This window comes from Paenibacillus sp. URB8-2, from assembly GCF_013393385.1.
Classification (GTDB): domain Bacteria; phylum Bacillota; class Bacilli; order Paenibacillales; family Paenibacillaceae; genus Paenibacillus_AQ.
In genome coordinates, this window is the sequence record NZ_AP023239.1 from 3,641,384 (window position 1) to 3,666,796 (window position 25,413).

Below are 25,413 nucleotides of genomic sequence, written 5' to 3' on the forward strand. Positions count from 1 at the left end.
CGGTAAAATCAGTCGATGTTCATAGCTATGGTCTTAATTGTGCCACAAAATCGCGGATTTGCAACAGTCCCTCGCCGCGCTTCGCCGGGTCCTGAAGAAGGAAAATCACTTCCTCGATCTTGCGGACAATCGCGCTCCCGACTACGACGCCGTCGCAGATTTTTGCGAATCTGGCAACCTGCTCGGGAGTAGAAATGCCGAATCCGACGGCCACCGGAAGATCGGTCGCCTGACGGACGGATTCGATGAACCGGTCCACGCTTTCATGGAAAGACGTGCGTTCGCCTGTCACGCCAAGCGAGGACACGCAGTATACGAAGCCGCTCGCGCCGGATACGATCTTAGCGATGCGCTCGCTGGAGGTCGGCGCGACCAGCGGAATCAGGTTGATCCCTGCATCGCGGCTGCGGCGGCGCATCTCTTCCGACTCCTCAACCGGCAGATCCGGAATAATTAGTCCGCTGATTTCATGATTGCCCAGTTCCGCAAAGAAAGTATCGAGTCCCATTTGCAGCACGGGATTGTAGTAAGTAAAAAGGATAAACGGAAGCTGGCTTCCTGCCTTACGGGCCTTGAGCGCCGCTTCCATACAGGTCCGCAGGTGAATGTTCCCTTGCAGCGCCCGCGCGGAAGCACGCTGGATCACCGGCCCGTCCGCCAGCGGATCGGAATAGGGAACCCCCAGCTCGACCATATCCGCGCCCGCCGCTTCCAGCTCGGCAATAATCGCGAGGCTCGTCTCCAGATCGGGATCGCCCACGGTAAGAAACGGAATCAGCGCCGCCCGGCCTTGTTCCTTCAGGCGGCGGAATGCCAAGTCCATGCGGTTCGTCGTTTCGGTCGTCATTTCAGCCCTTCCCCTTCCGTATACGCCATAATCGATTCCACGTCTTTGTCGCCCCGGCCCGAAAGGCAGATGACGATGATGTCGTCCTTGGAGAGCGTTGGCGCGATCTTAGCGACCTGCGCCACGGCATGAGCCGACTCCAGCGCGGGAATGATGCCTTCCGTCACACACAGCAGCTTAAGGGCGTCGAGTGCTTCCCGGTCGGTAATCGGCACATATTTGACGCGTTCGATATCTTTAAGATAGGAGTGCTCCGGTCCTACTCCGGGATAATCGAGACCCGCTGAGATGGAATGCGCCTCAATCACCTGACCGTGTTCATCCTGAAGCAAATAGCTCATCGAGCCCTGAAATACCCCGTGGCTTCCCTTGCTCATTGTGGCTGCGTGATACGGCGTATCAACGCCTTTGCCCGCGGCTTCAACGCCGACCATGCCCACACTCTCGTCTTCGAGGAACGGATAGAACATGCCGATAGCGTTGCTGCCGCCGCCGACGGCGGCCACCAGCAGATCCGGCAGTCTTCCTTCCGCCTCCAGAATTTGCTTCCGCGTCTCATCCCCGATAATCCGCTGAAAATTGCGGACCATCATCGGATACGGATGCGGGCCGACCGCAGAGCCGAGCACATAGAAAGTGTCGTCTACGTTGCTGACCCAATAACGCAGCGCCTCGTTGCCTGCGTCCTTAAGCGTCCGCGATCCCGAAGTAACGGAAATGACCTCGGCTCCAAGCAGCTTCATGCGGAATACGTTCAGCTGTTGGCGGCGGGTATCCTCCTCGCCCATGAATACTTTGCATTCCATTCCGAGAAGCGCGGCGACGGTAGCGGTCGCCACGCCATGCTGGCCCGCTCCCGTCTCTGCAATGACCTTCTTCTTGCCCATCATTTTGGCGAGAATCGCCTGACCGATGGCGTTGTTGATCTTATGGGCCCCGGTATGGTTCAAATCCTCGCGCTTCAAATATATTTTCGCCCCGCCCAGCTGAGCGCTGAGCCGTTCGGCGTAGTACAGCGGCGTCTCCCGTCCGGAATACTGCTTAAGCAAATAATCGACCTGCTCCTGAAACTCCGGTTCGGCCGAGAACTTGTTATAAGCTTCCTCCAGCTCTATCAATGCATTCATCAAGGTTTCGGGCACGAAGCGTCCCCCGAAAGCTCCGAAACGTCCATGCCGGTCCGGCACCTGTATCATGATTGCTTCACCCTTTCCACAAAAGCTGTGATTTTGGCGATATCCTTTACTCCATCACTTTCCACTCCGCTGGATACGTCCACTCCGTCCGGAGCGTAAGCCGCCAGAAGCCCGCCCACATTGTCCGGCGAAAGTCCGCCGGCCACGTACAGCGGCACTCCCATCGCCCCCGCGCGCTTGCGGTAAGCCGGAATCTCATCCCATGCGAACGTCCGGCCGGAGCCGCCCCGCTGCGTGGGATCGAACGTATCGAGCAGGAGCGCGTCAATCGTGCCGGCATAGCTTTCCAGCAGCGATCCATTGTTATCTGTATCATTTATTTCAGCAGCTACCGGAAGCGCCTTCCATACCTGAACATCGGGGAAGGCCTTCTTGACCTCCCGGCAAAATGCCGGGCTTTCGTTCCCGTGCAGCTGAATAACGCCAAGCGGTACAGCGGCAAGAATCTCGTTAAGTTCGTCCATCTCCGGATTGACAAAGACCCCAGCGGCAAACGGAGCCTGCCCCGCCTTCCACTCTCCAAGGACGGATGCCAGTTCCGCTGCCTGCTCCGGCGACACCTTCCGTCGGCTCGGAGCAAAGACAAGGCCGATATAATCAACCGGCAAGTGTACCATAGATTTTAGCACTTCAACGTCCTGAAGTCCACAAATTTTTACCTTCGCCTCAGCCATTCCGCACCCGGTCCTCACCTTTCAAAACAGGGCCGAGCAGCGTACCGACCGCCTGTTCCACATCCTGCTGCCGCATGAAATATTCCCCGACGAGCACGCCGTCCGCGCCGTTTGCCTTCAAATAGGCGATGTCCTCCGGTCCCGCGATACCACTTTCGCTGATCAGGGGAACGCCATCCGGCGCGAGCGCCGCAAGCTCGGCCGTCGTGGCGAGCGAGGTCTCGAACGTATGCAAATTGCGGTTATTAATACCGAGCAGCACATGGGAAAGCTCCGCCTTGCCCGTGTCCAGCACCCCTTCAAGCTCGCTGCGGTCATGAACCTCGATCAATACGTCGAGTCCAAGACTTCCCGCGGTATCCGTGAAGGAAGAGAGCACGGCGGGCGTTAATATAGCCGCGATCAGCAGCACGGCGTCCGCCCCGAGGAGCCGGGCTTCATAGATTTGTTTCTCGTCGATGATGAAATCCTTACGCAGCAGCGGCAGGCTTACAGCCTCCCTAACCTGCCGCAAATATTCGCCGCTGCCCTGAAAATACTGCCTGTCGGTCAGGACGGAGAGACAGTCCGCTCCGCCCGCCTCATAGGCCTTGGCAATCTGCACCGGATCAAAATCCGCGCGGATCAGCCCTTTGGAAGGGGACGCCTTCTTCACCTCGGCGATCAGTCCTATATCACGCTTCCTTCCGAGCGTGAGCGCCCGGCGAAATCCTCGGGCTGCCGGCAGTCCGGCGATTTCGCGTTCCACTTCCGAGAGGGAAAACGAAGCACTGAGCGTCTCAACCTCTTTTATCTTGGTCGCTACGATTTTATCGAGATACATGTTTAAGCTCCTCCGTTATAGCAATAAGCTGCTCCAGCTTGCATGCCGCTTCGCCCGAATCGATCATTTCCGCCGCTTTTCGCACACCTTCGGCCAGCGTACCCGCAAGACCGGCAACATAGATGCAGGCTCCGGCATTGGCGAGCACAATGTCCCGGTACGGCGTCTTTGCGCCGTCCAGCACCGTACGAATAATCGCCGCGTTCTCTTCGGGTCCGCCGCCGAGAACGGCTTCAAGCGGATGGCTGGGAAGTCCCAGGTCATGCGGGGTAATTTCATAGGTCGTCACCGAGCCGTCCCGAAGCTCCGACACGGTGGTCGGCGCGGAAATACTGATCTCGTCAAGACCGTCGTGACTGCTGACCACGAGCGCGCGCTTCGAGCCAAGCTCCTTGAGCACCAGCGCGACCGTCTCGGTCTTCTCCCGGTCGTAAATACCCAGGAGCTGCCGGTCCGCTCCGGCCGGATTCGTGAGCGGTCCGAGCATGTTGAACACCGTCCGCACACCAAGTTCCCTCCGTGGGGCGGCTGCGTATTTCATAGACGGATGGTAAATCTGCGCGAACAGGAAGCAGATGCCGATATCGTTCAGGCACCGCTTCGCCTGCTCCGCGTCCAAATGAATGTTCACGCCGAGCGCCTCCAGCACGTCAGCGCTGCCCGCTCTTCCTGAGGCGGAACGGTTGCCGTGCTTGGCGACGCGCACCGAAGCGGCTGCGGAAATGATCGCAGAAGCCGTGGAAATGTTGAACTTATGGATACCGGAACCGCCGGTTCCGCAGGTGTCCAGCAGACGCTCGTTCTCTGTGGAAACCGGAGTTCCGAACCCGCGCATGGCTTGCGCGAAGCCTGTGATCTCATCCACGGTCTCCCCTTTGATCCGCAGAGCGGTTAGCAGAGAGCCGATCTGGGCCTGCGTAGCCGCTCCTTCCATAATAGCGCCCATGATGTCCCGCGCCTGCTCCCGGGATAAATCCTTGCCTTCAATCAGTCCGGCGATCCCGGACTGCACCAATTGGTTAACGCTGCTGCTCATTGCCATTTGTTCTCCTCTCGCTCATAAGAGATTGATTATCGCTTAAGCCGCCTATTGCAGGACCCGGTCAAGGGGTATATTCGTACATGTAATCCTGATTGATGCTGCCTCGGTCCTTTGCCTTCGCCGGGAACATCGCCTCGGCCATCCGAATTGCTTTCAGCATGCCCTTGGCCTTGTTTACGGTCTCCTCGTACTCCTTCTCCGGCACGGAATCCCAAACAATGCCCGCTCCCGCCTGAACATAGGCCCGGCCTTTGCGGAAGATGATCGTCCGGATCGTTATGCAGGAATCCATATTTCCGGAGAAACCAAGGTACCCAATCGCTCCCGCATAAGCTCCCCGTGCTTCACGCTCCAGTTCGGCGATAATCTGCATCGCCCGGAGTTTCGGCGCTCCGGATACGGTGCCCGCCGGCAGGCAGGACAGGAAAGCGTCGAAGAAATCTTTATCCTCACGAAGCGTGCCCGAAACATTCGACACCATATGCATGACATGGGAGTATTTCTCGATCTCCATGAAGGAGTCGCACTTGACGGTTCCAAACTTTGACACCCGGCCGAGATCATTGCGGCCCAGATCGACGAGCATCAAATGCTCGGCTCTCTCTTTTTCATCCTCCAGCAGTTCGGACGCCAGCGCGCGGTCCCGCGCCTCATTCTCGCCTCTGGGCCTCGTTCCGGCAATCGGCCGGGTCTCCACCCGGTCGCCATCCACTTTGACAAGAGCCTCCGGCGATGTGCCGACAATGATTTCATCGTCCATTTTAAGATAATACATATACGGCGACGGGTTCAGCGTCCGCAGCAGCCGGTACACATGAAGCGGTGACACTTCGGTATTGATATGGAACCGCTGGGACAGCACGACCTGAAAAATATCGCCGGCCCGAATATATTCCTTGGCCTGTTCCACATTGCCGATAAACTGCTCCTTCGTCAAATTGGAGTGAATATCACCCAGCTCGATATCCTGAGGTATGCTGCGCCGGTTCAGATTTTCCTGCGGCCCTTCCTTGTGCAGTTCCTCCGCCATCTCTTCGAGCTTGCGGTCCAATTTCTCGTAATTGGCTCTGATATCGGAATCCGTGTCGCCATCCTTGATATGAAGGTTGCCGACCAGCAGAATCTGCTGTTTCACGTGGTCGAACACGATAATCCGGTCACAGAACATGAAGCGGATATCATCCATTTTCAAATCATCGCTGGCATGGGCCGGTAGCTTCTCGTAATACTGAAGCAGGTCGTACCCGAAAAATCCGATCGCCCCGCCGGTGAACGGCGGCATTTCCGCAAGCTTCGGGCTGCGGTACGAACGGAGCAGGCTTTTCAGCTCTTCGATCGGTTTGCCGTTCAACTGCTTTTTCTCGCCGCCGATTTCTACATTGATGACGCCTTTTTTGCCGGAAATGAGCAGGAACGGATCGCTGCCGATGAACGAATACCGGGCCCATTGGATGCCGCCCTCCACGCTTTCCAGCAGAAAGGCATTTTTGCGTCCAGCAAACCGCTGAAAAATCCGGATCGGCGTTTCCATATCGGCCAGGAGCCGCTTCACCACGGGAATGAGGTTATACTGCCGCGAGAGCGACATCACTTGTTCAACACTGGGACTGGTCATTTGTCGTTCCTCCTTGGACTTAGAAAGGGTATTTGAGCTGAAAATACAGAAAAACCTCCACCGAAGTAGAGGTTAGGTTAAGTAAGCGTATAAAAGAGCGGGATTTCGGCATCAGGCAGTTGCAGCCGCTCTGCAGCGGACGATGCATAAAGATCCCCGCATTCAAAGCAACGCAAAATACAATCTCCGAAAAAGACGCTATCTCCCACCTATGGAAGATAAAGTCCAAACGATACAACCAGGCATCAGTAATGATCCGCTATCCGTGCACCTGCAAACCTCACGTTCGCAGTTCTTGCACTTGCATATCCGCCCTTCGGCTGTATCCTAAACATCCCTTGCACTCAGCTCTTCTCAGCTCATCTCAACTCTGGCTTAACTCTGCTTCACTCGTCTGATAACACTATACATGATACAAACGCTTATTGACAACCCCTGAGACAACCAATTTTTTGGAAAGCCCCGATTTCTATATTATTAAAAAAACTTCTGCTACTATTTGCTCTCTGTAAGATCAGGACGCAGCTTCTGCGCTTCATTCAGGTAGACGTGGCGGATATCGCGCTGGCTCTTGTCCGTATTGACCTGCACCATCAGACGGATGCATTTTGGCAGACTGCCCTTGACCGGAATTTCAGTCGAGCACATCAGCGGCACCAGCTCCCAGCCTTCAATTTCGCGGATCGCCCGCGCCGGGAAGGTCGCATCAAGATCAGTGGTCATCGTAATCCACACGCTGCAAATATCTTCGGCGATAATGTCATTGCGTTCGACCATTTCCCGCAGCAGCAGTACCGTTTCCCGCAAAATTTCCTGTTCCTCATTGCGGTTGACGGTAGTCGCTCCGCGGATGCCGCGGTTTACCATGGGCTTCCCTCCTCTTTAAGCTGCCTGATAACCTCGCGCACCGCGGATTCCTCAACGCCGTTTACAATGCTGACGGCTCCAATCTCGTCGGGAACGATAAACGTTATCCGGCCTTCCTTGAATTTCTTGTCATGCATCATGGCTTCGATAATCTCTTCCTCGCCGTATTCCGCCGGAAGTCTCGTAGGAAGCTCCAGTGCTCCGAGCAGGGAAACCGTCTCCTCGTAGAGGGAACGCGAACGCCCCAGCTTGGCCGCCAGCAGCGCCGAGCCCGCCATTCCGATGGAGATGGCTTCGCCGTGCAGGAAGGTTCCATAGCCTCCCACCGCTTCAACGGCATGTCCGATCGTATGGCCCAGATTCAGAATAGCGCGAAGTCCGTGCTCCCTTTCATCCTCACCGACTACATCCGCTTTGATGGCGCAGCCGCGCTCCAGCGCGTAGCCGAGGGCCTCCGGGTCCAGTGCGAGCAGTTCAGCCGCATGATCCCGGCACCAATAGGCGAAGTCGCGATCCAGGATAAGTCCGTGCTTGATCACTTCGGCCAAACCGGAACGCACCTGGCGCGAAGGAAGCGAAAGCAGCGTGTTCAGGTCGTACACGACCATTTTCGGCTGGTAGAAAGCCCCGATCATATTCTTCGCCAACGGATGATTCACCGCAACCTTGCCGCCTACGCTGCTGTCATGCGCCAGTATCGTTGTCGGAATCTGCATGAAGCCGATGCCGCGCATATAGGTCGCGGCCACAAAGCCCGCCAGATCGCCGACGACACCGCCGCCCAGCGCCAGAACTGCGGAGTTCCGGTCAAGTCCAGCAGAGATCGCCGTCGTCATCACTTCTTCATATACGGTCAGAGATTTCGAGGCTTCTCCCGACGGAATGACATGACTGACAACCGTATATCCCCCGGCCTTTAGCCGTGTCTCCAGATCAGAAAGATACAGAGGGGCCACTGCGCTGTCGCTGACGATCAGCAGCGGGCTGCGCACTGGAAATTGGGCTTCCGCGCACAGACCGGCAATGCCCTCCAGAATTCCGCTGCCGATCACAATCGGATAGGAGCGTTCGCCCAAAGCTACCTTAATTCTCCGCATATCAGTAGCTCTCCAATTGGGACAGGTAGTTATTATAATTGGCCCGGATCTCTTCCATGGAATCGCCTCCGAATTTATCCAGGAACGCCTTGGCGATTTCCCAGGCGACCACATTTTCCATCACGACGCAGGCTGCGGGCACCGCGCAAGCGTCGGAGCGCTCAACCTGTGCGGTAAAAGGCTCCTTCGTATCGATATCCACGCTTTGCAAAGGCTTGTAGAGCGTCGGAATCGGCTTCATCACTCCGCGCACCACCACCGGCATGCCGTTCGTCATTCCGCCTTCAAAGCCTCCGAGTCGGTTGCTCGCCCGGTAATATCCGCGTCCGGAATCGTACATGATTTCGTCATGCACTTTGGAGCCGCGCAGCTTGCCCGCTTCGAAGCCGATGCCGATCTCCACGCCCTTGAAGGCGTTGATCGACATCACCGCTCCGGCAATGGCGCTGTCCAGCTTGCGGTCGTACTGCACATAGCTTCCAAGACCGACCGGCAGCCCTTCGACCACGCATTCCACAATCCCGCCGATGGAGTCGCCCTCTTCTTTGATCTGGTCTATGTAGGCTTCCATCTTCTTCTCGGTTTCCTTGTCCACGACTCTGACCGAGGATTCTTCCGTACGGGCGATCAGTTCGTCAATCGGCAGGTCGTTCACGGGAGCTTCGATTTCGCCTATCCGGATAACCTGTCCGGCGATCTTCACTCCAAACGCTTCAAGAAGCTGCCGCGCCACCGCGCCGCAGGCCACCCGCGCTGCCGTTTCCCGGGCGCTGGAGCGCTCCAGAACATTGCGCAAATCCGTCTGATTGTATTTCAGACCTCCGTTAAGATCCGCATGACCGGGGCGAGGACGGTTTACCCGACGCTTGTCCTCGTCTGCGCCTGGAATCGGCTCGACATTCATGATGTTCTTCCAGTGCGTCCAGTCTTTATTTTCTACAACGAGCGCAACCGGAGCACCGGTCGTGCCGCCATGGCGCACCCCGCCGACAATCTGGGCGGTATCTTTCTCGATCTGCATGCGGCGGCCGCGGCCGTATCCTTTTTGACGCCGCTGCAATTGAAAGTTAAGCTGTTCAAAATCCAGCGTAAGATTGCTGGGCAGACCCTCGATAATCGCCGTAAGCTGGGGACCGTGTGTCTCCCCAGCCGTCAAATAACGTAAACTCATGCTGCGTTCCCCCTTCGCGCTTTCAAACTGTAAACTGCTAAAATCCGTAATGACCTTTGCTCATTATAGTATAGGGAAATCCCTTTTGACAAGAAAAGCACGAAGCTTATCCATTCTTAATTGTCGGAACAAAAAGCGCCGCCCGAACTCCATTTAAGGAGCGGGCGGCGCTATGGCCGGACACGCAGCAGCCGGGCTTATCCCCCGACGTGCTGATTCTGCCGCGGATAAGACGCTTTGCTCTCCTCCTGCTGAAGCAGGCGCTGAAGCTGCACATCCTCCACACCGAGAATTTGTCCGCATTCCCTCACGGTTATAATCCCGCGCCGGTATGCGTCAATCACCTTGCTTTTATCCATTTCCTTACGACCTTTCGCTTGGCATACTGACTCTATCATTCAGTATCTCTGTATGCGGCTGAAAGTATACCTTGCGCTGCAAGTATTTGGACAACGGCGTGCCAGCGTTATTTTTTACGATAAAAGAAGGTTTCCGTAGATTCGAATCCGTATTTGGAAGGGGTGAAAATCTGTTCCGTGCTTCCCACGAACAAATAGCCGCCGGGACGAAGACTGGCCGAGAATTTGTGATACAGCTTGTCCTTCGCTTCTTCCGTGAAGTAAATCATTACGTTTCGGCAGACAATGAGATCGAATCCGGTATCGAACTTGTCCAGCAGCAGATTCTGCTTGCGGAAGTCGATATTTTTTTTCAAATCGCCGCTGACCCTGAAAACATGACCTTCCGGTGAAAAATACCGCGCGGCCACATCCTTGGGCACATCCTTAAGCGAACGTTCCAGATAAAGCCCCTGTTGGGCCTTGGACAACGCACCATCGTCGATATCGGTCGCCAGAATGCTCGTTTGGGACAGTATTTTTTTATCGGACAGGATCATGGCGAGCGTATACGGCTCTTCACCGGTGGAACAGGCCGCACTCCACAGCTTCAGCCTTCTGCCGCTTCCCTGCAGCTCGGGCAGAATATGATCGCGCAGCACTTCCCAGCGGTTCGGGTTGCGCCAAAATTCAGAGACGTTGATCGTCATCCGGTCGAGGAACTCGTAAAACAGCCCCTTATCTTTCAGCATCGCCGCAAAAAAGTCGGAAAAGCTATGGTATCCGTTCTTCGTGCGAAGAGTCGTCAGGCGCCGCTTCATCTGGGCTTCCTTGTACTGTGACAGGTCGATGCCCGTACTTTTATTGACATTGTGAATAAATCCTGTGTAATCAGGATCCGCCGCCGGCGCTTCGCGTTCAGGCATCATCTTCATCTACCCCTGTCTTCTATGCCCGGATTAGATCCAGGCCGCAATGTCTTTGTTATAATCATTCAGTTCCTCGGGAGCGAAAAAGTTGGCAATTTCTCTTGCTGCGCTCTCGGGAGAGTCGGAACCGTGAATGAGATTGAGCGGCGTATGGCTGGCAAAATCTCCGCGGATTGTACCTGGAAGCGCTTCGCCCACCTTTGTCTTGCCAATCAGCAGCCTTGACAGGGCGATTACGTCGTCGCCTTCCCAGACCATGGCAAAGACGGGGCCCGAAATGATAAAAGAGACAAGATCGGAGAAGAAATCTTTGCCCTCATGTTCCGCATAATGCCGCTTGGCCTGCTCCTCGGTTATCGTAATGAGCTTGGCGGCAACGAGCTTAAAGCCTTTGTCCTCCAAACGCGCTACAATGCGGCCGATCAGTCCGCGCTGCACGCCGTCAGGCTTGATCATCAAATACGTCTTTTCCATAGGGTTCACTCTCCATTTTCCCTTACGAATGATGGTCTTTTACGATATCTTACCAAAATCGGAGGCGGCTGTTAACCGGGCATTTTACAAAATGCCACACTTCAGGATCTTGCCCCTTTGTCAGTACTTTCTGCCGGTTACAAAATAAGCGATGTCGCGCAAATTGCCCTTCGTGCGGTTGTTCGGCAGGTGATCCAGCGCCGCCAGAGCCTTGTCGATATAACGCGAGGCCAGCTGCTCCGCCCGGGATATCCCGTCTCCGGAGAGAATCAGATCGATAGCCCGCCCCACCCCGGCGCTCCCTTCCCGGATCATCTTCAGTTCGTCCAGAAGAGAGCCGCGCAGACGGTCGTCCTCCATCGTGTAGATGACCGGCAGGGTAATATTGCCCTGGCGCATATCGCTGCCCGGCGGTTTGCCGATCTGCTTCTCCGTTCCTCTCAGATCAAGCAGATCGTCGCCGATTTGGAAGGCCATCCCCACATTGTAGCCATAATTATAGAGCTGCCGGGCGACCTCCGGCTCCGCGTCGGCTGCCAACGCTCCAAGCTGACAGCTGATGGCGATGAGCAGCGCGGTTTTACGCCGTATCCTGCGCAAATAATGGCGGACGCTCTGGCCGCTGTTGAAGAAATCGCGGATTTGCTCCATTTCGCCGATCGACATCTCCACCATCGCCTTGGAGAGAATCTGATGGATAAGCGGATTCGGCAGCTCCGCCGTTATGGTCAAAGCCTTGGCATAGATATAATCGCCGGTATACATCGCGATTTTGTCGCCCCACTTGGCCTTGACGGTCGGCTCGCCGCGCCGAGTATCGGCATCGTCGATGACATCGTCGTGGACCAAGGAAGCGCTGTGAATCAGCTCCAGGGGAATGGCGACCCTCTTCAGCTTACCGAGATCGTAAGTGCCGAATTTGCCGCCCATCAGCACAAATACGGGACGCAGCCGCTTGCCGCCGGCCTTCAGCAGGTGCAGCGACGTTTCCGTAAGCAGGTGATCGTCTCCCTGTACGCTGAGGTACAGCTCCTTTTCAAGAACTTCCATATCCTTATTCAGCAGGCCGAACATTTGCAGTCGTTTCATTCCTTCACCCGTGTCAACAGATTATCGCTCCAAAACTCCATTTTCACCTTCCGGGGCAGCAGTCCCATTTCGTAGGCGTAGCGGAAATAGAGATTCAGACCTTCCTGCTGCCTTTCTCCAAAATCATAACACAAATTGCGGAAATATCCGTACCAGTACTCGGGAGTGCCCCCGATCCGGCCGCAGGCTTCCATGACAACCGGCTCCAGATTTCTTAATCCGCGCCGTTTGCTCTCCGCGAAGGCTCTGTAAATTTCGCCAATCGCCTCCGGCACCTCACGCGCCGATTTCCGGCTTACCGCCCATACCGCAAAGGTCATCCCGAACCCCGTCCACTTCTTCCAGAGCTCGCCCAGATCGGTGACCGTATAATTATTGTTCTGCCACAATGCCCGAATGGCGTGATCGCCGATCAGGAGACAAGCGTCGGCCCGTTCCATCATCTGTTCCAGATCCGGCTCGGCGCTTATGTATTCCGGCTTTCCGCCCACAGCCTTTTCCAGCAATATTTTCAGCAGGTTCACCGAGGTAGCCGACGTGTTCGTTACGGCGATTGTACCTTTCGCCGCTTCTTCAACCGTTCCCTTCGAGAAGAGAAAAATCGACCCCACAGGACCGTCCGAGCTTACGGACAGATCAGGCAGCAGCAGCAGCCTGTCGCTGGCCTCGGCAAAGGCAAAGGAAGAGAGCGCCCCGACATCGATGTCGCCGCTGGCCATGCCGCGGTTCAGCACGGAGGGCACCTCGCTTACCATTCGCGCCGGAAACGAAAGAACCGAGGGATCAAAGTTATAAAAAACGGGCCATGAATTGGTATAGCTGATTTTGCCGATTATGGCAGGACCGCCGCTCTTCATGTGGTCACTCCCCCCATCTGCGAAATAAAGCGTGATCGATTCCGAAGCTGTCCAGCACCTTTCCAACCATGAAGTTGATCAGGTCGTCCATAGTATGCGGCCCGAAATAAAAAGCCGGCATAGCCGGAATGATGCGCACGCCGAGCCGGGACAGCTTCAGCATATTTTCCAAATGTATCGCATGCAGCGGCGTCTCCCGCGGCACCAGCACAAGCGAACGTCCTTCCTTCAGCATCACGTCTGCGGCGCGGGTCATCAAATTGTCGGACGAGCCGTTCGCCACGGCCGAGAGCGTTCCCATGGAACAAGGCATAATGATCATTCCTTCCGTACGAAAGGAGCCGCTTGCAATGGAAGCGCCAATATCGGCGACGGGATGATAGAACAGAGAACCGGGACGGCCTCTGAACTGTTCATTCAGAACGCCCTCCCGGTCCGAGACGTTCCAGCCCAGCTCTTCTTTAAGAACGCGCCAGCCCGCATTGCTGATAACGAGATGCACCGTACGGCCGAGCGACAGCAGCGTTTCCGTCAGGCGTATGCCATAGATTGCGCCGCTGGCCCCCGTAATGCCTACAACGAAGCCTTTGGAGCTAGAATTGCTCATTTGTAAGTCTGCACCACCAAGTCAATCAAAGTAAAAGAAAACACCACGATGCTGAGCACCCCGTTCATCGTAAAAAACGCCGTTTGCAGACGGCTTAAATCGTTCGGAGAAACGATATGGTGCTCATAGAACAAAATAATATAAGCGATCACCATACCAACGATATACCACCAGCTCAAATGGGCCATAAACAGCAGCGATATAAAACCAAGACCGGTCAGGATATGAAACACCTTGGCGATCTTAAGCGCTCCCGCGACGCCGAAACGGACCGGAATGGAGCGCAGCCCTTCCTTCTTGTCGAACTCGACATCCTGGCAGGAATAAATGACGTCAAAGCCGGCCGTCCAGAACATGATGGTGAAATAAAACACCATTGCGGTCAAGTCCACCTTGCCGGTGACCGCAACCCATCCCCCAAGCGGGGCAAGCGCGATCGTCAGGCCGAGTATCAGATGACAAGCCCAAGTGAAACGCTTGGTAAAAGAATAAAACACTAAAAGAAAGACCGCGATGGGCAGCAGTTTGGCCGACAGCGGATTCAGCTTGAAAGCGGCCCAGAACAGCAGGAAGAAGGAAAAGGCGATAAAAACAATCACTTCCCCCGCCTTCAGCAGTCCCGCAGGAATGGCTCTTTTGGCCGTACGCGGATTTTTGGCGTCGCTTACGCGGTCGATCAGCCGGTTTAAGCCCATCGCAGCGCTTCGCGCGCCGAACATGGCAATGATGATCCAGCCAATGTCCCGCCAGGAAGGCAGTGAACCGGACATGACCATCGAGCCGAGCAATGCGCCCATAAACGCAAACGGAAGGGCAAAGACCGTATGTTCAAACTTGATCATCTGCAGAAAAATACCGATTTTCTTAAACATCCCCATTCTCCTTGAGCCCAATGTGTAATGCCGCGATGCCTCCTGTCAAGGGGAACGATTCTACGCGTTCTAGGCCGGTTTCACGGAAAATCTGCTCCAACTGCTTTCGGTCCGGAAACAGCGCGAGCGATTCGGGAAGCCATTTGTACTGCTCATAGCTCTTCGCGAACAGCTTGCCGAGCAGCGGGAGCATCCGTTTGAAATAAAAATAATAAATGCTCTTGAATGGCTGTACCGTCGGTTTAGACAATTCCAGGCAGACGACCATCCCTCCGGGTTTCAGAACGCGCTTCATTTCGCGAAGCACCTGAACGGGATCGGGCACGTTGCGAAGACCGAAGCCGATCGTCGCGTAATTGAAGGAGCAGTCTCCGAACGGCAGATTCATCGCGTTGCCCTGAACAAGCGTAATCTGCTCGCCGAGCCCCCGCTCCTCTACCTTGCGGCGGCCTACGGCAAGCATGCCCTCGCTGAAATCAAGACCGATGACGTCGCCGGTCTCGCTCTCCTCCGCCAGTGCAATGCTCCAGTCGCAGGTGCCGCAGCATAAATCGACGGCGGTGTCGCCGGGGCGCATCGCCATTTTGTCCATGGCGAATTGCCTCCAGAACTTATGGCGCCTGAAGCTGAGAATATCGTTCATCGTATCGTACTTTCCGGCGATTTTCTCAAATACGGAATGTACATACTGTTCCTTCGGCTTGATTCCGTTATCGCCGGTTACCGTTGACTTATTCATGGAATATCCTATGCCTCCCCCGCAGCTTGTCCTGTAATTTTCGACTGCAAAAGGAAGCGGTCGAGCGCCGCCCGCAGCTCGCGGGTCAGGCTTTCGTCCCTGAGGTCCTGAATAATCCCCTGAATGGAATCCAACGCCTGGTGCAGCTTGTCCGTCAGCAGAGAATCACATTTATACTTCATCTTCAGCTTCTTCCAGTCTGTAAGCTCGAGCTTCCGTGCCCGAAGCTGCCGTCTCTCGTCCTCGTTGCCAGCCTCCAGCAGATGCCAATAGCAGAATCCGTCCAGCGCTTCGGCAGGGGATGCTCCCCGCTTCAGCTCCAGCGCCACCGTCTCGTACCGACTGAACTCGTACAGCAGATTCTGCCAAGGGTCGGCCAGCCGTTGATCGATCAGCGGTGTGAATGAACGGAACAGCCTCATATTCAGCTGCACCATAGCCTGCAAATAGGCTTCAGCCGTAAGCATCAGCTCTTTTGCCTTACTGTACAGCTGGGCTTTAAGAACATTAAATTCAGCGATAGCCGAGCTTAAGGAACCGATGATTCCAATCTCGCCGCTTTTGGCCAAAAGATGGTAAAACCAGCTGCTGAAATAATCTCCGGCCAGCACCTTCAGCTGCCGCGGGCGCATGGCGTCCTCTCCTGAAGAGCCGGCCGGAAGGTCAATCGACTCATGGGTATCCAGTCCCAGCTGCACAAGGGTGGTAACGAGCGTGTACAGCTCTGCATCAGGCTGCCGGGCTGCGCCATGGTTCAGAAATATATATAACAACGATCCCCGGGCATCCGGAAATGGCGGCAGCTCCGTATGCCGCTGAATCATGTCGTAGTCCGTATAAGATTTAGCCAGTTGCGGTATGCGGTACGGTTTCATTTGAGCCTCCGAGCCAATTTAAAGTATGACCGATCTTTTTGTTCACAATCTTGTCTATTATATCACATGTTTTTTGGTCGCGCACGGTCCTGTATCTCACCGCTTCAAGCCTCTTAGTACCTTTTTACCCGGATTAGGGAGCAATGAACTGATTTTTCCACAGGCTGGTTTCACTGATCCGGAAAGCCGCCTTAAGCCTGCCCGGAAGCGGAAAATTATCCGCTGTCTGAAGCTCGCTCAGCAGCTCGGGGGACAACTCCCGGCGTCTGGCGTCGGCGGCCAGCAGCAGGCGGGCCGTACCCAGCCATTTGTCTTCCGCAATGACTCTCAGCATAACCTGATCAACATTTTCCGTATCCCTGAAAGCGAAATAGAACGTCTTGGCCATATCGGCGTATACTTCTTTGGGCTGGAGACTGCTGTCCGTCACCTTCAAATCCAGCGTAAGCACCCCGTCTTCCCAATCGACGCTGCCGATGGACAGGGATAAATCCAGGACACCCACCGCATCCACCAGGTTGCCGTTGCTCAGAACCATGCCGCTTGAACCAGGCGAGAAGGTTTCCAACGTTCCATGCACACGCACAGCGGAAGAATGGAGGCTCTCCATCTTCGGAAGCAGGACGGCGGACGCCGCCGTAAGCAGCATCGCCGCTCCGATCCACCATGTCCGGTTCATCGTTCATCCCCCTTTACGCCTTGCGGCATTGTCCGCGCACAGAAGAATAAGGACAGCATAGAGCGTATACCTTCTTATATGTCAAAAAAAAGCAGGCTATGCCTGCTGGTTCAGATCCCGCTTTCCAATTGTCCGTGCTTGGTCATAATCTCCGCCTTGCCGCGGATCTTCATCGCAGAGGTCTGATCGGTAAACTGGGCAATCATCACCTCGCCCTTGTCGAGCTTTTCGGTGTGATGGAAACGAGTATCCAGGCCTCTCGTAAGTCCGATCACCTGCACGCCGTTCTCCTTGGCCTTGACCACGATATAATCGCTTGCCGCCGCATCCTGGGCGGCCGCGTTCTTGCTGTCGCTCATCGCTAATCTCCTCTCTTCGTAACCTGTAGCTTCCCGCTCTTAAAAATAAATGCCGCCTGGAAGGGCGGCATGAACTTACAAATCAAGACTATAGAACGGATATGTAGAAATCATTATTTAATCCCGTCTTTAAGCGCTTTGCCCGGTTTGAATGCCGGAACTTTGCTCGAAGGAATTTCGATTTCTTCACCGGTTTGCGGATTGCGGCCTTTACGTGCGGAACGCTCGCGGACTTCGAAGTTGCCAAATCCGACCAGTTGTACCTTGTCACCACCCTGCAAAGCTTCCGTAATCGCCTCGAATACGGCGTCTACCGCTTTGGTAACATCTTTCTTGGGAAGTTCAGTTGCTTCCGTCACTTGATTGATCAAATCAGATTTATTCATTTCTTCTCACCTCCCTGGATAATCCTCTGTTATTGTTCACTGTTTCCGTTTCAACGTAAAATATACGTGATTATTTCGTAAAGTGAAACATTGCCGGCATCCTTCCCCGGATGCGCAACAAATTTATAGTAATACAGGCCATCCATAATTTCAAGGCGTTCCTAAAAAAACAAGCTGAAATGATTTCCTGAACCTCCAATATGTATACAACAGCCCCAAAAATGCGGTCTTGGCCTCGGATTTACTCAGTTATTTCGCTCGTCTCCCGAAAAATTGCACATTCGATTCTATCGAAAAATGAGCGGGACCCCAAGGTCCCGCTCTTCCTATTTCCATTCTAACTGCCTGCGCTCCTTACAAGATAATGGCAATCAAGCCGCCGGAGCCTTCGTTGATGATACGGCCAAGCGTTTCTTGCAGCTTGTAGCGGGCGTTGTCCGGCATCATCGCAATTTTGCCCTGAATGCCTTCCCGGACGATGCTGTGCAGCGACCGGCCGAAAATATCCGACTCCCAAATTTTGATCGGGTCGTTCTCGAAATCCTGCATCAGGTAGCGGACAAGTTCTTCACTCTGCTTCTCCGTACCGATAATAGGCGAGAATTCCGATTCGACATCGACGCGGATCATATGAATGGAAGGAGCCGTTGCTTTCAGCCGCACTCCGAAGCGGGTGCCTTGGCGGATCAGTTCCGGCTCGTCGAGCGCCATTTCCGCCAGGGAAGGCGCGGCGATGCCGTAGCCGGTCGTCTTGACCATTTCCAGCGCTTCCGAGAACCGGTCGTATTCCCGCTTGGCGTGGGAGAACTCCTGCATCAGCTGAAGCAGATGGTCCTTGCCTCGGATTTCGACGCCGACGACTTCCATCAGCACCTGGTCGTACAGCTCTTCGGGCGCATACAGGTCGATTTCCGCGACGCCCTGGCCCATATTCATGCCGCTGAGTCCGGCTCTGTCGATAAAGTCATATTCCGTAAATTGGGAAACGAGCCGGTCGACGTCGCGGAGGCGGCGGATATCCTTGACCGTATCGCGTACCGAATTCTCGTAATTGCTGCGCAGCCAGTGATTTTCGGGAAGCACCATCACCCAGCTCGGCAGATTGACATTCACTTCATGCACGGGGAATTCATACAATACTTCACGCAGCACGCCGGTGACGTCTTCTTCAGTCATGGTGGCTGCGCTAAGCGACATGACCGGAATATCGTATTTGGCCGCAAGCTCGCTGCGGAGCTGCTGGGTTTCCTCGCTCCTAGGCCGGGTCGAGTTGATGACGAGTACGAATGGCTTGCCGACCTCCTTGAGCTCTGCAATGACGCGTTCTTCCGAATCCACATAGGAGCCACGCGGAATTTCCGCAATGGTGCCGTCTGTCGTGACGACGACGCCCAGCGTCGAATGCTCTTGAATCACTTTGCGCGTGCCAATCTCCGCGGCTTCCTGGAAGGGAATCGGCTCTTCGAACCACGGCGTGGAGATCATCCGCGGACCGTTCTCGTCCTCATAGCCCTTGGCGCCATCGACCGCGTAGCCGACGCAATCCACAAGCCTGACATTGACCTCCAGTCCCTCGGTCACTTTAATCTGAACCGCATTGTTCGGAACGAACTTCGGCTCGGTTGTCATGATCGTCTTGCCCGCCGCGCTTTGCGGCAGCTCATCTACGGCACGGACGCGGTCCGCCTCGCTCGTAATGTTGGGCAGCACGATCGTTTCCATAAAGCGCTTAATAAATGTCGATTTCCCCGTGCGGACCGCGCCGACGACTCCCAGATAGATGTCCCCGCCGGTACGTTCGGCAATGTCCTTGAAAATATCCACTTTTTCCAAAAGAGATCCCCTCCTCATTTACTTCCGAAGAAAAATGCCTGAAGAGCATCGACTTCGCGCTTGCCGCCGGTGTTCATCGCCTGTAGGGCCATGAACCGGACTTCGCACTGCCCGGCTGAAGCTTGGTCCGTAAGGTCCGTAAGCTTTGCCCCGCGGTAAACTCCGAACGCTCGGACATGCATTTGGACTAGTATCATCATATGTACCCATTGCGGATTTATGACCTGTATCCACGCAATTTGAAGGTTGTTTCTCCTTAGGAGGAGCAATACACGGCAGACGTTTCCGGCACCCGGAAGCTTTCTCATCATGTATATGAGCATGGTGCCCGAAATAGAACTCATGTGAAGCGGAAGCCGGGACAAACCCATAATCTTTAGGACAACAGGAAAAAGACGGCTCCCTCTTCGGGACAACCGCCTGTTTGAAAGATGCGCATATTCGGTTAGACCCGCTCTTTACTTATCGGATGAAGGACGGGGAACAGGCTGCCCCCCAACCCAGTAATAAGGGAGCGATTTGACAGGGACAAACCAGGAATTTTCCAGCAAGTACGAGCGCAGATCCTCATCGGGAGCCGGCTGTTCTTTCCCCTTGTCCACCGCAGACATAATATCGAACACATAATCCGCGTATACGCTGCCGGTTTTGTCCATGATATAATCCATCTCCTGGCCGGAGAACACGCTAGTCAGCTTCATGCTTTCCGTTCCGGCTTTGTTGCCGTCGACCGAATACAGACCGGGGTACAGCTCTCCTGCAGCGGGCAGCTCGCCGCCATGGGACGAACGGTACAGATTCACCTTCCGCTGGACATCATTCACGGCCTGGACGGTTGCGAGATCCATCACTTTGACCGTCGGATTCCTCTCCTCATCCAGCAGCAAAAAGTAGACGCTGCCTCCTTTTTCGAAGGCCGTCGCCGGAATGGCGTCCAAATAGCCCCTTTTATTAAGCTTATCCAGATCAATCCGGAATTTCTCGTATCTCGGCGTCGTCTCGTCGGCATTCATGATCGGGAGCAAGCCTTCATCTTGATAGTAATCATCGACAGCGGTCTGTATCTTTTTGACACTCTCCCGGTAGCTGATGGCGGAACCGCTAACCTCCTTCCCGGGATACATGCAGCCCGACAGAAAAAGAGCAAGGAGAAGAATACCCAGCAAACCGGCGGCGCGTAAAGACGGCAGGGTGCCTTCTCGAGTAAATCGCACCCGATAAGTCATCCATCCACTCCGTATTCTTACCACAATTCATCCTCCCGGCCGCGCCGGGCTTCTTCCAGCCTTCGGCGCACGGCAGCTTTCAATGGGTCTTCGGGAACGGTAACATGGACGTCGCCCCATACCTCGGCTTGGCAGGCCAGACGTACGCCTTCGTGCAGTTGGCTGCCCAGCTTCCGGCGCTCGGCATCTCCGGGCGGTTTCACCGCTCCTTCTTCCTCCGCGTCAATCTTGACCTTGCACATCAGGCATCCGGCTTTCCCGCCGCACCGGGTTGCAATCTTGACGCCCGCCTTCCGCGCCGCCTCCAGCAGTGAAAGTCCTCTTGCCGCCTCGGTCTGCTGTCCCTCCGGGAGAAAGATGACCTTGTATCTTTTATGCGGTTTCATCGATGTTGATATCCTCCTATTGGTGATTCAAGTAAGAACAGCGCTCTTAGGAACAGAGCGCCGAAACGCCCAGAAGTTCTCCAAGCAGCCCGATATGGGAATTCTCCAGTGAATTGCGCCTGATCAGGTTTTGCAAAAGAGGCAGATGCGCCGGCAAATTTTGTCTCATGACGGCGGCGATCGCCTCAAATCGGTCTCTTCGTCCGCGCAGCACGTTGAATACAAATTCATGGGCCAGCGGCATAAGGCACAGCCTTCCGATTCCGGGGTAATCCTCTACAGGCGCGTTCCCCCGCAAAACCCCGGTCTCCACAAAATACTTCGAAGGACCGCTGCACACCTCGAACCCGCAAACGAGTTCCAGATGATAATTTCCCAGCCGGTAATGGCCGATTAGCGAATAGCATCCGCGGCTCCGGTCTTCGGCTGGCTCTCCGCAGGCATATCGGATGAGAGCCGCATGAAGCCTGCCCGCAGCTTCCAGGTCCGCATACACATCAATATCGCGGGGAGGAGCCGCCAGCGGCACATGTTGCAGCAGCAGTCCGCAGCTCCCCCCCAGCAGCCATAACGGCGGGTCTCCGTCTCCCGCAGCGCTTAGTGCGTCAACAGCCTGTACAATAGCCTGACGCAACTCCTGTGGCATTGTATTACCGGCCAACATTTCTTCACGCCCCATTCCTTCAAAAATCGTAATACGATTCAATCCGAAATATGTAACGGCTTACATTATTGAGGCCGCGCCGCCAAGCAGCCCGATCAGCATAGTCAGAAAAGCGATGACAGACAAAACCCCGCGAAGAAGGCCTTTCGTCCTGCTGCGGGCAAATGTAATGAGAAATACGGACAACCCCATAATCAAAATGGCAATCAGGGACAGCCACATTTTCGTCATCGGGTCCATGCGTACGCCTCCATTCAGCTGGAATTGTAGTTATATTATAACACGGCCGCAAAAAAAAGAGCATCCGAACCGCCAGGTCCTTCTGCTCTTTTGGAAAAGAAAACTCTTATTTTTTCAGCATCATTTTCATTAAGCTTTCCATGCTGCTCGAACTCCCGGTCTTCTTCACCGCACTGATAATTTCTTTGATCGTGTCTTCGCTCACTGGCACTTTGGCCATCGCGGACACCTGCTTAATCAATTGGCGGAGCTGGGCTTCACTCTGCAGCGTTCCCGGTTTGACCGTACTGGCCAGTTTTTTAACGGCGCCTTCCGAGATGTTTTTGCCCGTCTTTTTATTAATGGCGTTCAAGGCGTCCTTGGAAAAATTTCGGCTCATTTTCTAATCCCTCCTCCGTCAATCCCCGATACAGCATATGAGGATATCCGGCGAAAGGTGTTGGGCGTACCCTAGTTCGCTTTAGGTATGCCACTGCTCCCAGGTTTCCTGGGAGATGGACTCCAGCTCGGCCTTCGGGTCGCGCCCCATCAGCGCCTCGACCGCTTCCCGCGGACTGCGGCCCTTAAACAACACATGGTAAATCTGGTCGGTAATCGGCATCTGCACACCTAAGTTGGCCGAGATGGCATAAGCCGCCTGGGTTGTGCGGATTCCTTCCACTACCATGCCCATCGATTCCAGCACCTCATCCAGCGGTTTGCCCTGCCCGAGCAGTGAACCCGCTCGCCAGTTGCGGCTGTGCTTGCTTGTCGCCGTTACGACCAGATCGCCGATCCCGGCCAGACCGGCGAAAGTGAGGGGATTCGCCCCGAGCTCCACGCCGACGCGGGAGATTTCCGCGATTCCCCGGGTAATCAGCGCCGCCTTGGCATTATCGCCGTAACCGAGACCGTCGGACATCCCAGCGCCGAGCGCTATGATGTTCTTGAGCGCTCCCGCCAGTTCCACGCCTACCATATCCCGGTTCGTGTACACCCGGAAGTCGTTGTTCATGAACAGATCCTGCGCCAATACCGCGGCTTTTTCATCCAGCGAAGCGACAACGACTGTCGTCGGGCAATGTCGGACAACCTCCTCCGCATGGCTCGGCCCGGACAGAACAACGATACGTCCCTCATTGCACCCGAGCTCCTCGGATATCACTGTGGACATCCGTTTCATCGTCTCCGTCTCAAAGCCTTTGGTGGCATGAACGCACAGCATACCATCCTTCCAGTATGCTTTCAGACTGCGGGCGACCTGGCGCATGCCCGAAGAGGGAGCCACAATAACAACCGCCTTGGCGTCCGTAACCGCCTCTTCCATATCAGTCGTGGCGATGATGCCTTCAGGCAGAACAACGCCGGGTAAATAATGCTCGTTCGTATGGCCCGCGTTGATTTCGTCCGACTGAACTTTATTTCGCGTCCACAGATAAACCTCCGGATGGTTCGCCGCCAGAACGCTTGCCAGCGCCGTTCCCCAACTGCCCGCGACCAGTACGGCGATTTTTTCAGACAACGCGTTTCCCTCCTTTGGATTTGGAACCGATTTTATTCTCGCGCCGCTGCGCGATTTTAATTATATTCGTCCGGTGCCGCCAGAATGCAAAGACGGCGATGATGAGGCTCGTCCAGAGCACCGGATATGTAAAGCCGGTGAACAGCAGGAACACCGGTGTAAAAGCAACGAACAGAAGCGAGCCGAGCGAGACATAGCGGGTAACAACGATGGCCAGAATAGCGATAATTCCGGCATACAACGCGGGCATTAAGGATAGCGTCGCCATTACGCCGATCGTGGTTGCTATCCCTTTGCCCCCTTTGAAATGAAAGTACAGCGGCCAGTTATGCCCGATTATGGCAGCGATGCCGCAGACGGCGGCGACTCCGCTTCCCCAACCGTCCGCCCATACTCCAAGCCAGACGGCGACAATGCCTTTAAGCACGTCCAGAACAAGCACCAGTATGGCGGGTCCTGTTCCAAGAACCCGCAGCGTATTGGTTGCCCCGGCATTACCGCTTCCGTAATGCCTTATATCAATACCCTTGAGCAGCTTCGCCAGCAGAACGCTAAAGCTGACAGAGCCAAGCAGATAGCTGATTACAATTACCGCAATTTCAAACGCCACGCTTCTTCTCCCCTATTCATCGTCGGATTTACGCCGTGTAAAGATTCGGATCGGCGTTCCCTCAAAATTGAACGCACCACGGATCTTGTTCTCCAGATAACGCTCGTAGGAGAAGTGCATCAGTGACGGATCATTTACGAATACCACAATCGTCGGCGGCTTCACCGCCACCTGCGTCACATAGTTGATGCGCAGACGGCGTCCCTTGTCGGTCGGCGGCGGGTTGATCGCAACGGCATCCGATACGACATCGTTGAGAAGATGCGTGGCGATGCGGAGGGAGTGCTGCTGCGCGACATGCTGCACAATAGGCAGCAGCTTATGCAGGCGCTGCTTCGTCAGCGCGGACAAAAAGACGACCGGCGCATAAGTCATGAACAGAAAATGGTCGCGGATCTTGTTCTCAAAGTGCTGCATCGTCTTGTCGTCTTTCTCGACGGCATCCCACTTGTTGACTACGAACATCGACGCCTTGCCAGCATCGTGGGCATACCCGGCGATATGCTTATCCTGGTCGATAATGCCTTCCTCGCCATTAATGACGACAAGCACGACATCCGCTCGTTCAATCGCCCGCATGGCGCGCATCACGCTGTATTTTTCGGTCGTTTCGTACACTTTGCCGCGCTTGCGCATACCGGCCGTATCGATGAGAACATAACGCTGTCCATCGCGTTCGAACGGTGTATCAATCGCGTCGCGTGTCGTGCCCGCCACATCGCTGACAATTACGCGTTCCTCGCCGAGAATTGCGTTGACCAGCGACGATTTGCCTACATTCGGGCGTCCGATCAGCGCAACGCGGATCACATCTTCGTCATACTCTTCATCCTTGGGCTCCGGAAGCTTCTCCGTAACCGCATCCAGCAGATCGCCGATTCCGGTGCCGTGGCTGCCGGAAATGCCGATCGGATCGCCGAATCCAAGGCTGTAGAATTCATAGATGTCCTCAGCCCGCTTCATATTATCCACTTTATTGATCGCCAGAATCACCGGCTTGCCCGACCGGAACAACAGCTGGGCCACTTCTTCGTCTGCATTCGTCAGTCCGCTCTTCGCTTCGCACATGAATACGATGAGGTCCGCTTCCTCGATCGCAAGCTCCGCCTGAACACGGATGGATTTTAGAATCATATCCTCGCCATCAATCTCGATACCGCCCGTATCGATTACGCTGAACGCCTTGCCGTTCCATTCCGATACGCCGTATATCCGGTCCCGGGTAATTCCGGGCTTATCCTCAACTATAGCCAGCCGATCGCCGATCAGCCGGTTGAAAATCGTCGATTTCCCGACATTGGGCCTTCCTACGATGGCCACAACGGGTCTTGCCATGTTTCATTCCTCCTGTCTTTCTTACGTTTCCCATCATAGCAAAAAAGCTTATCTTTGGCTAACGCCTAAAAACACAATCGGC

Annotated in this window: 31 protein-coding genes; all 31 read right to left on the reverse strand. The window is 55.0% G+C overall.

Going from position 1 to position 25,413, the window contains the following annotated elements; all coding sequences use genetic code 11:
- Window positions 1–25: 25 nt before the first annotated feature.
- Complete coding sequence (trpA, locus tag PUR_RS16770; protein WP_179036232.1) at window positions 26–847, reverse strand: tryptophan synthase subunit alpha; 822 nt, start codon at window positions 845–847, stop codon at window positions 26–28.
- Window positions 844–2,043, reverse strand: coding sequence for a tryptophan synthase subunit beta (gene trpB, locus PUR_RS16775; RefSeq protein ID WP_179036233.1), 1,200 nt, complete (start codon window positions 2,041–2,043; stop codon window positions 844–846). The genes trpA and trpB overlap by 4 nt, the downstream gene beginning before the upstream one ends.
- Window positions 2,040–2,717, reverse strand: coding sequence for a phosphoribosylanthranilate isomerase (locus PUR_RS16780; RefSeq protein WP_179036234.1), 678 nt, complete (start codon window positions 2,715–2,717; stop codon window positions 2,040–2,042). Before PUR_RS16780 ends, trpB begins: the two co-directional genes overlap by 4 nt.
- The gene (trpC, locus tag PUR_RS16785; protein WP_179036235.1) at window positions 2,710–3,540 is read right to left on the reverse strand and encodes an indole-3-glycerol phosphate synthase TrpC; all 831 of its coding nucleotides are present in this window, start codon (window positions 3,538–3,540) and stop codon (window positions 2,710–2,712) included. The genes PUR_RS16780 and trpC overlap by 8 nt, the downstream gene beginning before the upstream one ends.
- Complete coding sequence (gene trpD, locus PUR_RS16790) at window positions 3,527–4,576, reverse strand: anthranilate phosphoribosyltransferase (protein ID WP_179036236.1); 1,050 nt, start codon at window positions 4,574–4,576, stop codon at window positions 3,527–3,529. Before trpD ends, trpC begins: the two co-directional genes overlap by 14 nt.
- 67 nt (window positions 4,577–4,643) lie before the next feature.
- A complete protein-coding gene (gene trpE, locus PUR_RS16795) occupies window positions 4,644–6,197 on the reverse strand; it encodes an anthranilate synthase component I (RefSeq protein ID WP_179036237.1) in 1,554 nt (517 codons plus the stop codon).
- Window positions 6,198–6,692: 495 nt separating this feature from the next.
- Window positions 6,693–7,064, reverse strand: coding sequence for a chorismate mutase (aroH, locus tag PUR_RS16800; RefSeq protein ID WP_179036238.1), 372 nt, complete (start codon window positions 7,062–7,064; stop codon window positions 6,693–6,695).
- Entirely contained in the window at window positions 7,058–8,161 is a 1,104-nt protein-coding gene (gene aroB / locus PUR_RS16805; RefSeq protein ID WP_179036239.1) for a 3-dehydroquinate synthase, read from the reverse strand. Before aroB ends, aroH begins: the two co-directional genes overlap by 7 nt.
- 1 nt (window position 8,162) lies before the next feature.
- Window positions 8,163–9,332 (reverse strand): chorismate synthase, encoded by a 1,170-nt coding sequence (gene aroC / locus PUR_RS16810; protein WP_179036240.1) that lies wholly within the window; start codon window positions 9,330–9,332, stop codon window positions 8,163–8,165.
- 197 nt (window positions 9,333–9,529) lie between these two features.
- The gene (locus PUR_RS16815) at window positions 9,530–9,691 is read right to left on the reverse strand and encodes a hypothetical protein (protein WP_179036241.1); all 162 of its coding nucleotides are present in this window, start codon (window positions 9,689–9,691) and stop codon (window positions 9,530–9,532) included.
- Between the two features lie 107 nt (window positions 9,692–9,798).
- Entirely contained in the window at window positions 9,799–10,596 is a 798-nt protein-coding gene (locus tag PUR_RS16820; protein ID WP_179037958.1) for a CheR family methyltransferase, read from the reverse strand.
- A gap of 33 nt (window positions 10,597–10,629) precedes the next feature.
- Window positions 10,630–11,073, reverse strand: a complete 444-nt coding sequence (gene ndk / locus PUR_RS16825; RefSeq protein WP_179036242.1) for a nucleoside-diphosphate kinase — start codon at window positions 11,071–11,073, stop codon at window positions 10,630–10,632.
- A gap of 120 nt (window positions 11,074–11,193) precedes the next feature.
- Window positions 11,194–12,162 carry a polyprenyl synthetase family protein gene (locus tag PUR_RS16830; RefSeq protein ID WP_124693588.1) on the reverse strand — a complete coding sequence of 323 codons (969 nt, stop codon included), beginning with the start codon at window positions 12,160–12,162 and terminating at the stop codon, window positions 11,194–11,196.
- Window positions 12,159–13,019: a menaquinone biosynthetic enzyme MqnA/MqnD family protein gene (locus tag PUR_RS16835; protein WP_179036243.1), complete on the reverse strand. Its 861-nt coding sequence runs from the start codon at window positions 13,017–13,019 to the stop codon at window positions 12,159–12,161. The genes PUR_RS16830 and PUR_RS16835 overlap by 4 nt, the downstream gene beginning before the upstream one ends.
- A gap of 4 nt (window positions 13,020–13,023) precedes the next feature.
- Window positions 13,024–13,626, reverse strand: coding sequence for a UbiX family flavin prenyltransferase (locus tag PUR_RS16840; RefSeq protein WP_179036244.1), 603 nt, complete (start codon window positions 13,624–13,626; stop codon window positions 13,024–13,026).
- On the reverse strand, window positions 13,623–14,498 hold the full coding sequence (locus PUR_RS16845; RefSeq protein WP_124693585.1) for a UbiA-like polyprenyltransferase: 876 nt from the start codon (window positions 14,496–14,498) through the stop codon (window positions 13,623–13,625). The genes PUR_RS16840 and PUR_RS16845 overlap by 4 nt, the downstream gene beginning before the upstream one ends.
- Window positions 14,491–15,237, reverse strand: a complete 747-nt coding sequence (locus PUR_RS16850; protein ID WP_179036245.1) for a demethylmenaquinone methyltransferase — start codon at window positions 15,235–15,237, stop codon at window positions 14,491–14,493. The genes PUR_RS16845 and PUR_RS16850 overlap by 8 nt, the downstream gene beginning before the upstream one ends.
- Window positions 15,238–15,245: 8 nt before the next feature.
- The gene (locus tag PUR_RS16855) at window positions 15,246–16,112 is read right to left on the reverse strand and encodes a heptaprenyl diphosphate synthase component 1 (RefSeq protein WP_179036246.1); all 867 of its coding nucleotides are present in this window, start codon (window positions 16,110–16,112) and stop codon (window positions 15,246–15,248) included.
- A 133-nt stretch (window positions 16,113–16,245) separates the two neighbouring features.
- Entirely contained in the window at window positions 16,246–16,791 is a 546-nt protein-coding gene (locus PUR_RS16860; protein ID WP_179036247.1) for a hypothetical protein, read from the reverse strand.
- A 110-nt stretch (window positions 16,792–16,901) separates the two neighbouring features.
- Window positions 16,902–17,150 (reverse strand): trp RNA-binding attenuation protein MtrB, encoded by a 249-nt coding sequence (gene mtrB, locus PUR_RS16865; RefSeq protein ID WP_179036248.1) that lies wholly within the window; start codon window positions 17,148–17,150, stop codon window positions 16,902–16,904.
- 113 nt (window positions 17,151–17,263) lie between these two features.
- Window positions 17,264–17,536 (reverse strand): HU family DNA-binding protein, encoded by a 273-nt coding sequence (locus tag PUR_RS16870; RefSeq protein ID WP_025691450.1) that lies wholly within the window; start codon window positions 17,534–17,536, stop codon window positions 17,264–17,266.
- Window positions 17,537–17,890: 354 nt separating this feature from the next.
- Window positions 17,891–19,369 (reverse strand): stage IV sporulation protein A, encoded by a 1,479-nt coding sequence (spoIVA, locus tag PUR_RS16875; RefSeq protein WP_179036249.1) that lies wholly within the window; start codon window positions 19,367–19,369, stop codon window positions 17,891–17,893.
- 14 nt (window positions 19,370–19,383) lie between these two features.
- Window positions 19,384–19,551 (reverse strand): hypothetical protein, encoded by a 168-nt coding sequence (locus PUR_RS16880; RefSeq protein ID WP_232101539.1) that lies wholly within the window; start codon window positions 19,549–19,551, stop codon window positions 19,384–19,386.
- Between the two features lie 276 nt (window positions 19,552–19,827).
- Window positions 19,828–20,619, reverse strand: coding sequence for a DUF3939 domain-containing protein (locus PUR_RS16885; RefSeq protein WP_232101540.1), 792 nt, complete (start codon window positions 20,617–20,619; stop codon window positions 19,828–19,830).
- Entirely contained in the window at window positions 20,613–20,981 is a 369-nt protein-coding gene (locus PUR_RS16890) for a 2Fe-2S iron-sulfur cluster-binding protein (RefSeq protein ID WP_179036251.1), read from the reverse strand. The genes PUR_RS16885 and PUR_RS16890 overlap by 7 nt, the downstream gene beginning before the upstream one ends.
- Window positions 20,982–21,027: 46 nt before the next feature.
- Complete coding sequence (locus PUR_RS16895; RefSeq protein WP_179036252.1) at window positions 21,028–21,627, reverse strand: hypothetical protein; 600 nt, start codon at window positions 21,625–21,627, stop codon at window positions 21,028–21,030.
- A 78-nt stretch (window positions 21,628–21,705) separates the two neighbouring features.
- Entirely contained in the window at window positions 21,706–21,885 is a 180-nt protein-coding gene (locus PUR_RS16900; protein ID WP_124693576.1) for a DUF2768 family protein, read from the reverse strand.
- Window positions 21,886–21,991: 106 nt separating this feature from the next.
- Window positions 21,992–22,264 carry a stage VI sporulation protein F gene (locus PUR_RS16905; protein WP_124693575.1) on the reverse strand — a complete coding sequence of 91 codons (273 nt, stop codon included), beginning with the start codon at window positions 22,262–22,264 and terminating at the stop codon, window positions 21,992–21,994.
- An 81-nt stretch (window positions 22,265–22,345) separates the two neighbouring features.
- Complete coding sequence (locus PUR_RS16910; protein WP_179036253.1) at window positions 22,346–23,386, reverse strand: NAD(P)H-dependent glycerol-3-phosphate dehydrogenase; 1,041 nt, start codon at window positions 23,384–23,386, stop codon at window positions 22,346–22,348.
- Entirely contained in the window at window positions 23,379–23,996 is a 618-nt protein-coding gene (gene plsY / locus PUR_RS16915) for a glycerol-3-phosphate 1-O-acyltransferase PlsY (RefSeq protein WP_179036254.1), read from the reverse strand. The genes PUR_RS16910 and plsY overlap by 8 nt, the downstream gene beginning before the upstream one ends.
- Before the next feature lie 12 nt (window positions 23,997–24,008).
- Entirely contained in the window at window positions 24,009–25,331 is a 1,323-nt protein-coding gene (gene der, locus PUR_RS16920) for a ribosome biogenesis GTPase Der (protein ID WP_179036255.1), read from the reverse strand.
- Window positions 25,332–25,413 lie beyond the last annotated feature (82 nt).

Excerpts from the sequence above, each read along its gene's own strand:
- aroB (WP_179036239.1), bottom strand. The coding sequence starts at position 8,161 with ATGCGGAGAATTAAGGTAGCTTTGGGCGAACGCTCCTATCCGATTGTG.
- PUR_RS16890 (WP_179036251.1), bottom strand. The coding sequence starts at position 20,981 with ATGAAACCGCATAAAAGATACAAGGTCATCTTTCTCCCGGAGGGACAG.
- PUR_RS16780 (WP_179036234.1), bottom strand. The coding sequence starts at position 2,717 with ATGGCTGAGGCGAAGGTAAAAATTTGTGGACTTCAGGACGTTGAAGTG.
- PUR_RS16835 (WP_179036243.1), bottom strand. The coding sequence starts at position 13,019 with ATGAAGAGCGGCGGTCCTGCCATAATCGGCAAAATCAGCTATACCAAT.
- PUR_RS16820 (WP_179037958.1), bottom strand. The coding sequence starts at position 10,596 with ATGCCTGAACGCGAAGCGCCGGCGGCGGATCCTGATTACACAGGATTT.
- PUR_RS16840 (WP_179036244.1), bottom strand. The coding sequence starts at position 13,626 with ATGAGCAATTCTAGCTCCAAAGGCTTCGTTGTAGGCATTACGGGGGCC.
- PUR_RS16830 (WP_124693588.1), bottom strand. The coding sequence starts at position 12,162 with ATGAAACGACTGCAAATGTTCGGCCTGCTGAATAAGGATATGGAAGTT.
- ndk (WP_179036242.1), bottom strand. The coding sequence starts at position 11,073 with ATGGAAAAGACGTATTTGATGATCAAGCCTGACGGCGTGCAGCGCGGA.
- trpA (WP_179036232.1), bottom strand. The coding sequence starts at position 847 with ATGACGACCGAAACGACGAACCGCATGGACTTGGCATTCCGCCGCCTG.
- PUR_RS16850 (WP_179036245.1), bottom strand. The coding sequence starts at position 15,237 with ATGAATAAGTCAACGGTAACCGGCGATAACGGAATCAAGCCGAAGGAA.
- PUR_RS16870 (WP_025691450.1), bottom strand. The coding sequence starts at position 17,536 with ATGAATAAATCTGATTTGATCAATCAAGTGACGGAAGCAACTGAACTT.
- PUR_RS16860 (WP_179036247.1), bottom strand. The coding sequence starts at position 16,791 with ATGAACCGGACATGGTGGATCGGAGCGGCGATGCTGCTTACGGCGGCG.
- trpC (WP_179036235.1), bottom strand. The coding sequence starts at position 3,540 with ATGTATCTCGATAAAATCGTAGCGACCAAGATAAAAGAGGTTGAGACG.
- PUR_RS16815 (WP_179036241.1), bottom strand. The coding sequence starts at position 9,691 with ATGGATAAAAGCAAGGTGATTGACGCATACCGGCGCGGGATTATAACC.
- aroH (WP_179036238.1), bottom strand. The coding sequence starts at position 7,064 with ATGGTAAACCGCGGCATCCGCGGAGCGACTACCGTCAACCGCAATGAG.
- PUR_RS16900 (WP_124693576.1), bottom strand. The coding sequence starts at position 21,885 with ATGGACCCGATGACGAAAATGTGGCTGTCCCTGATTGCCATTTTGATT.
- aroC (WP_179036240.1), bottom strand. The coding sequence starts at position 9,332 with ATGAGTTTACGTTATTTGACGGCTGGGGAGACACACGGTCCCCAGCTT.
- PUR_RS16845 (WP_124693585.1), bottom strand. The coding sequence starts at position 14,498 with ATGTTTAAGAAAATCGGTATTTTTCTGCAGATGATCAAGTTTGAACAT.
- mtrB (WP_179036248.1), bottom strand. The coding sequence starts at position 17,150 with ATGAGCGACAGCAAGAACGCGGCCGCCCAGGATGCGGCGGCAAGCGAT.
- PUR_RS16905 (WP_124693575.1), bottom strand. The coding sequence starts at position 22,264 with ATGAGCCGAAATTTTTCCAAGGACGCCTTGAACGCCATTAATAAAAAG.
- trpE (WP_179036237.1), bottom strand. The coding sequence starts at position 6,197 with ATGACCAGTCCCAGTGTTGAACAAGTGATGTCGCTCTCGCGGCAGTAT.
- der (WP_179036255.1), bottom strand. The coding sequence starts at position 25,331 with ATGGCAAGACCCGTTGTGGCCATCGTAGGAAGGCCCAATGTCGGGAAA.
- trpB (WP_179036233.1), bottom strand. The coding sequence starts at position 2,043 with ATGATACAGGTGCCGGACCGGCATGGACGTTTCGGAGCTTTCGGGGGA.
- PUR_RS16880 (WP_232101539.1), bottom strand. The coding sequence starts at position 19,551 with ATGCATGTCCGAGCGTTCGGAGTTTACCGCGGGGCAAAGCTTACGGAC.
- PUR_RS16895 (WP_179036252.1), bottom strand. The coding sequence starts at position 21,627 with ATGCCACAGGAGTTGCGTCAGGCTATTGTACAGGCTGTTGACGCACTA.
- PUR_RS16855 (WP_179036246.1), bottom strand. The coding sequence starts at position 16,112 with ATGAAACCGTACCGCATACCGCAACTGGCTAAATCTTATACGGACTAC.
- trpD (WP_179036236.1), bottom strand. The coding sequence starts at position 4,576 with ATGAGCAGCAGCGTTAACCAATTGGTGCAGTCCGGGATCGCCGGACTG.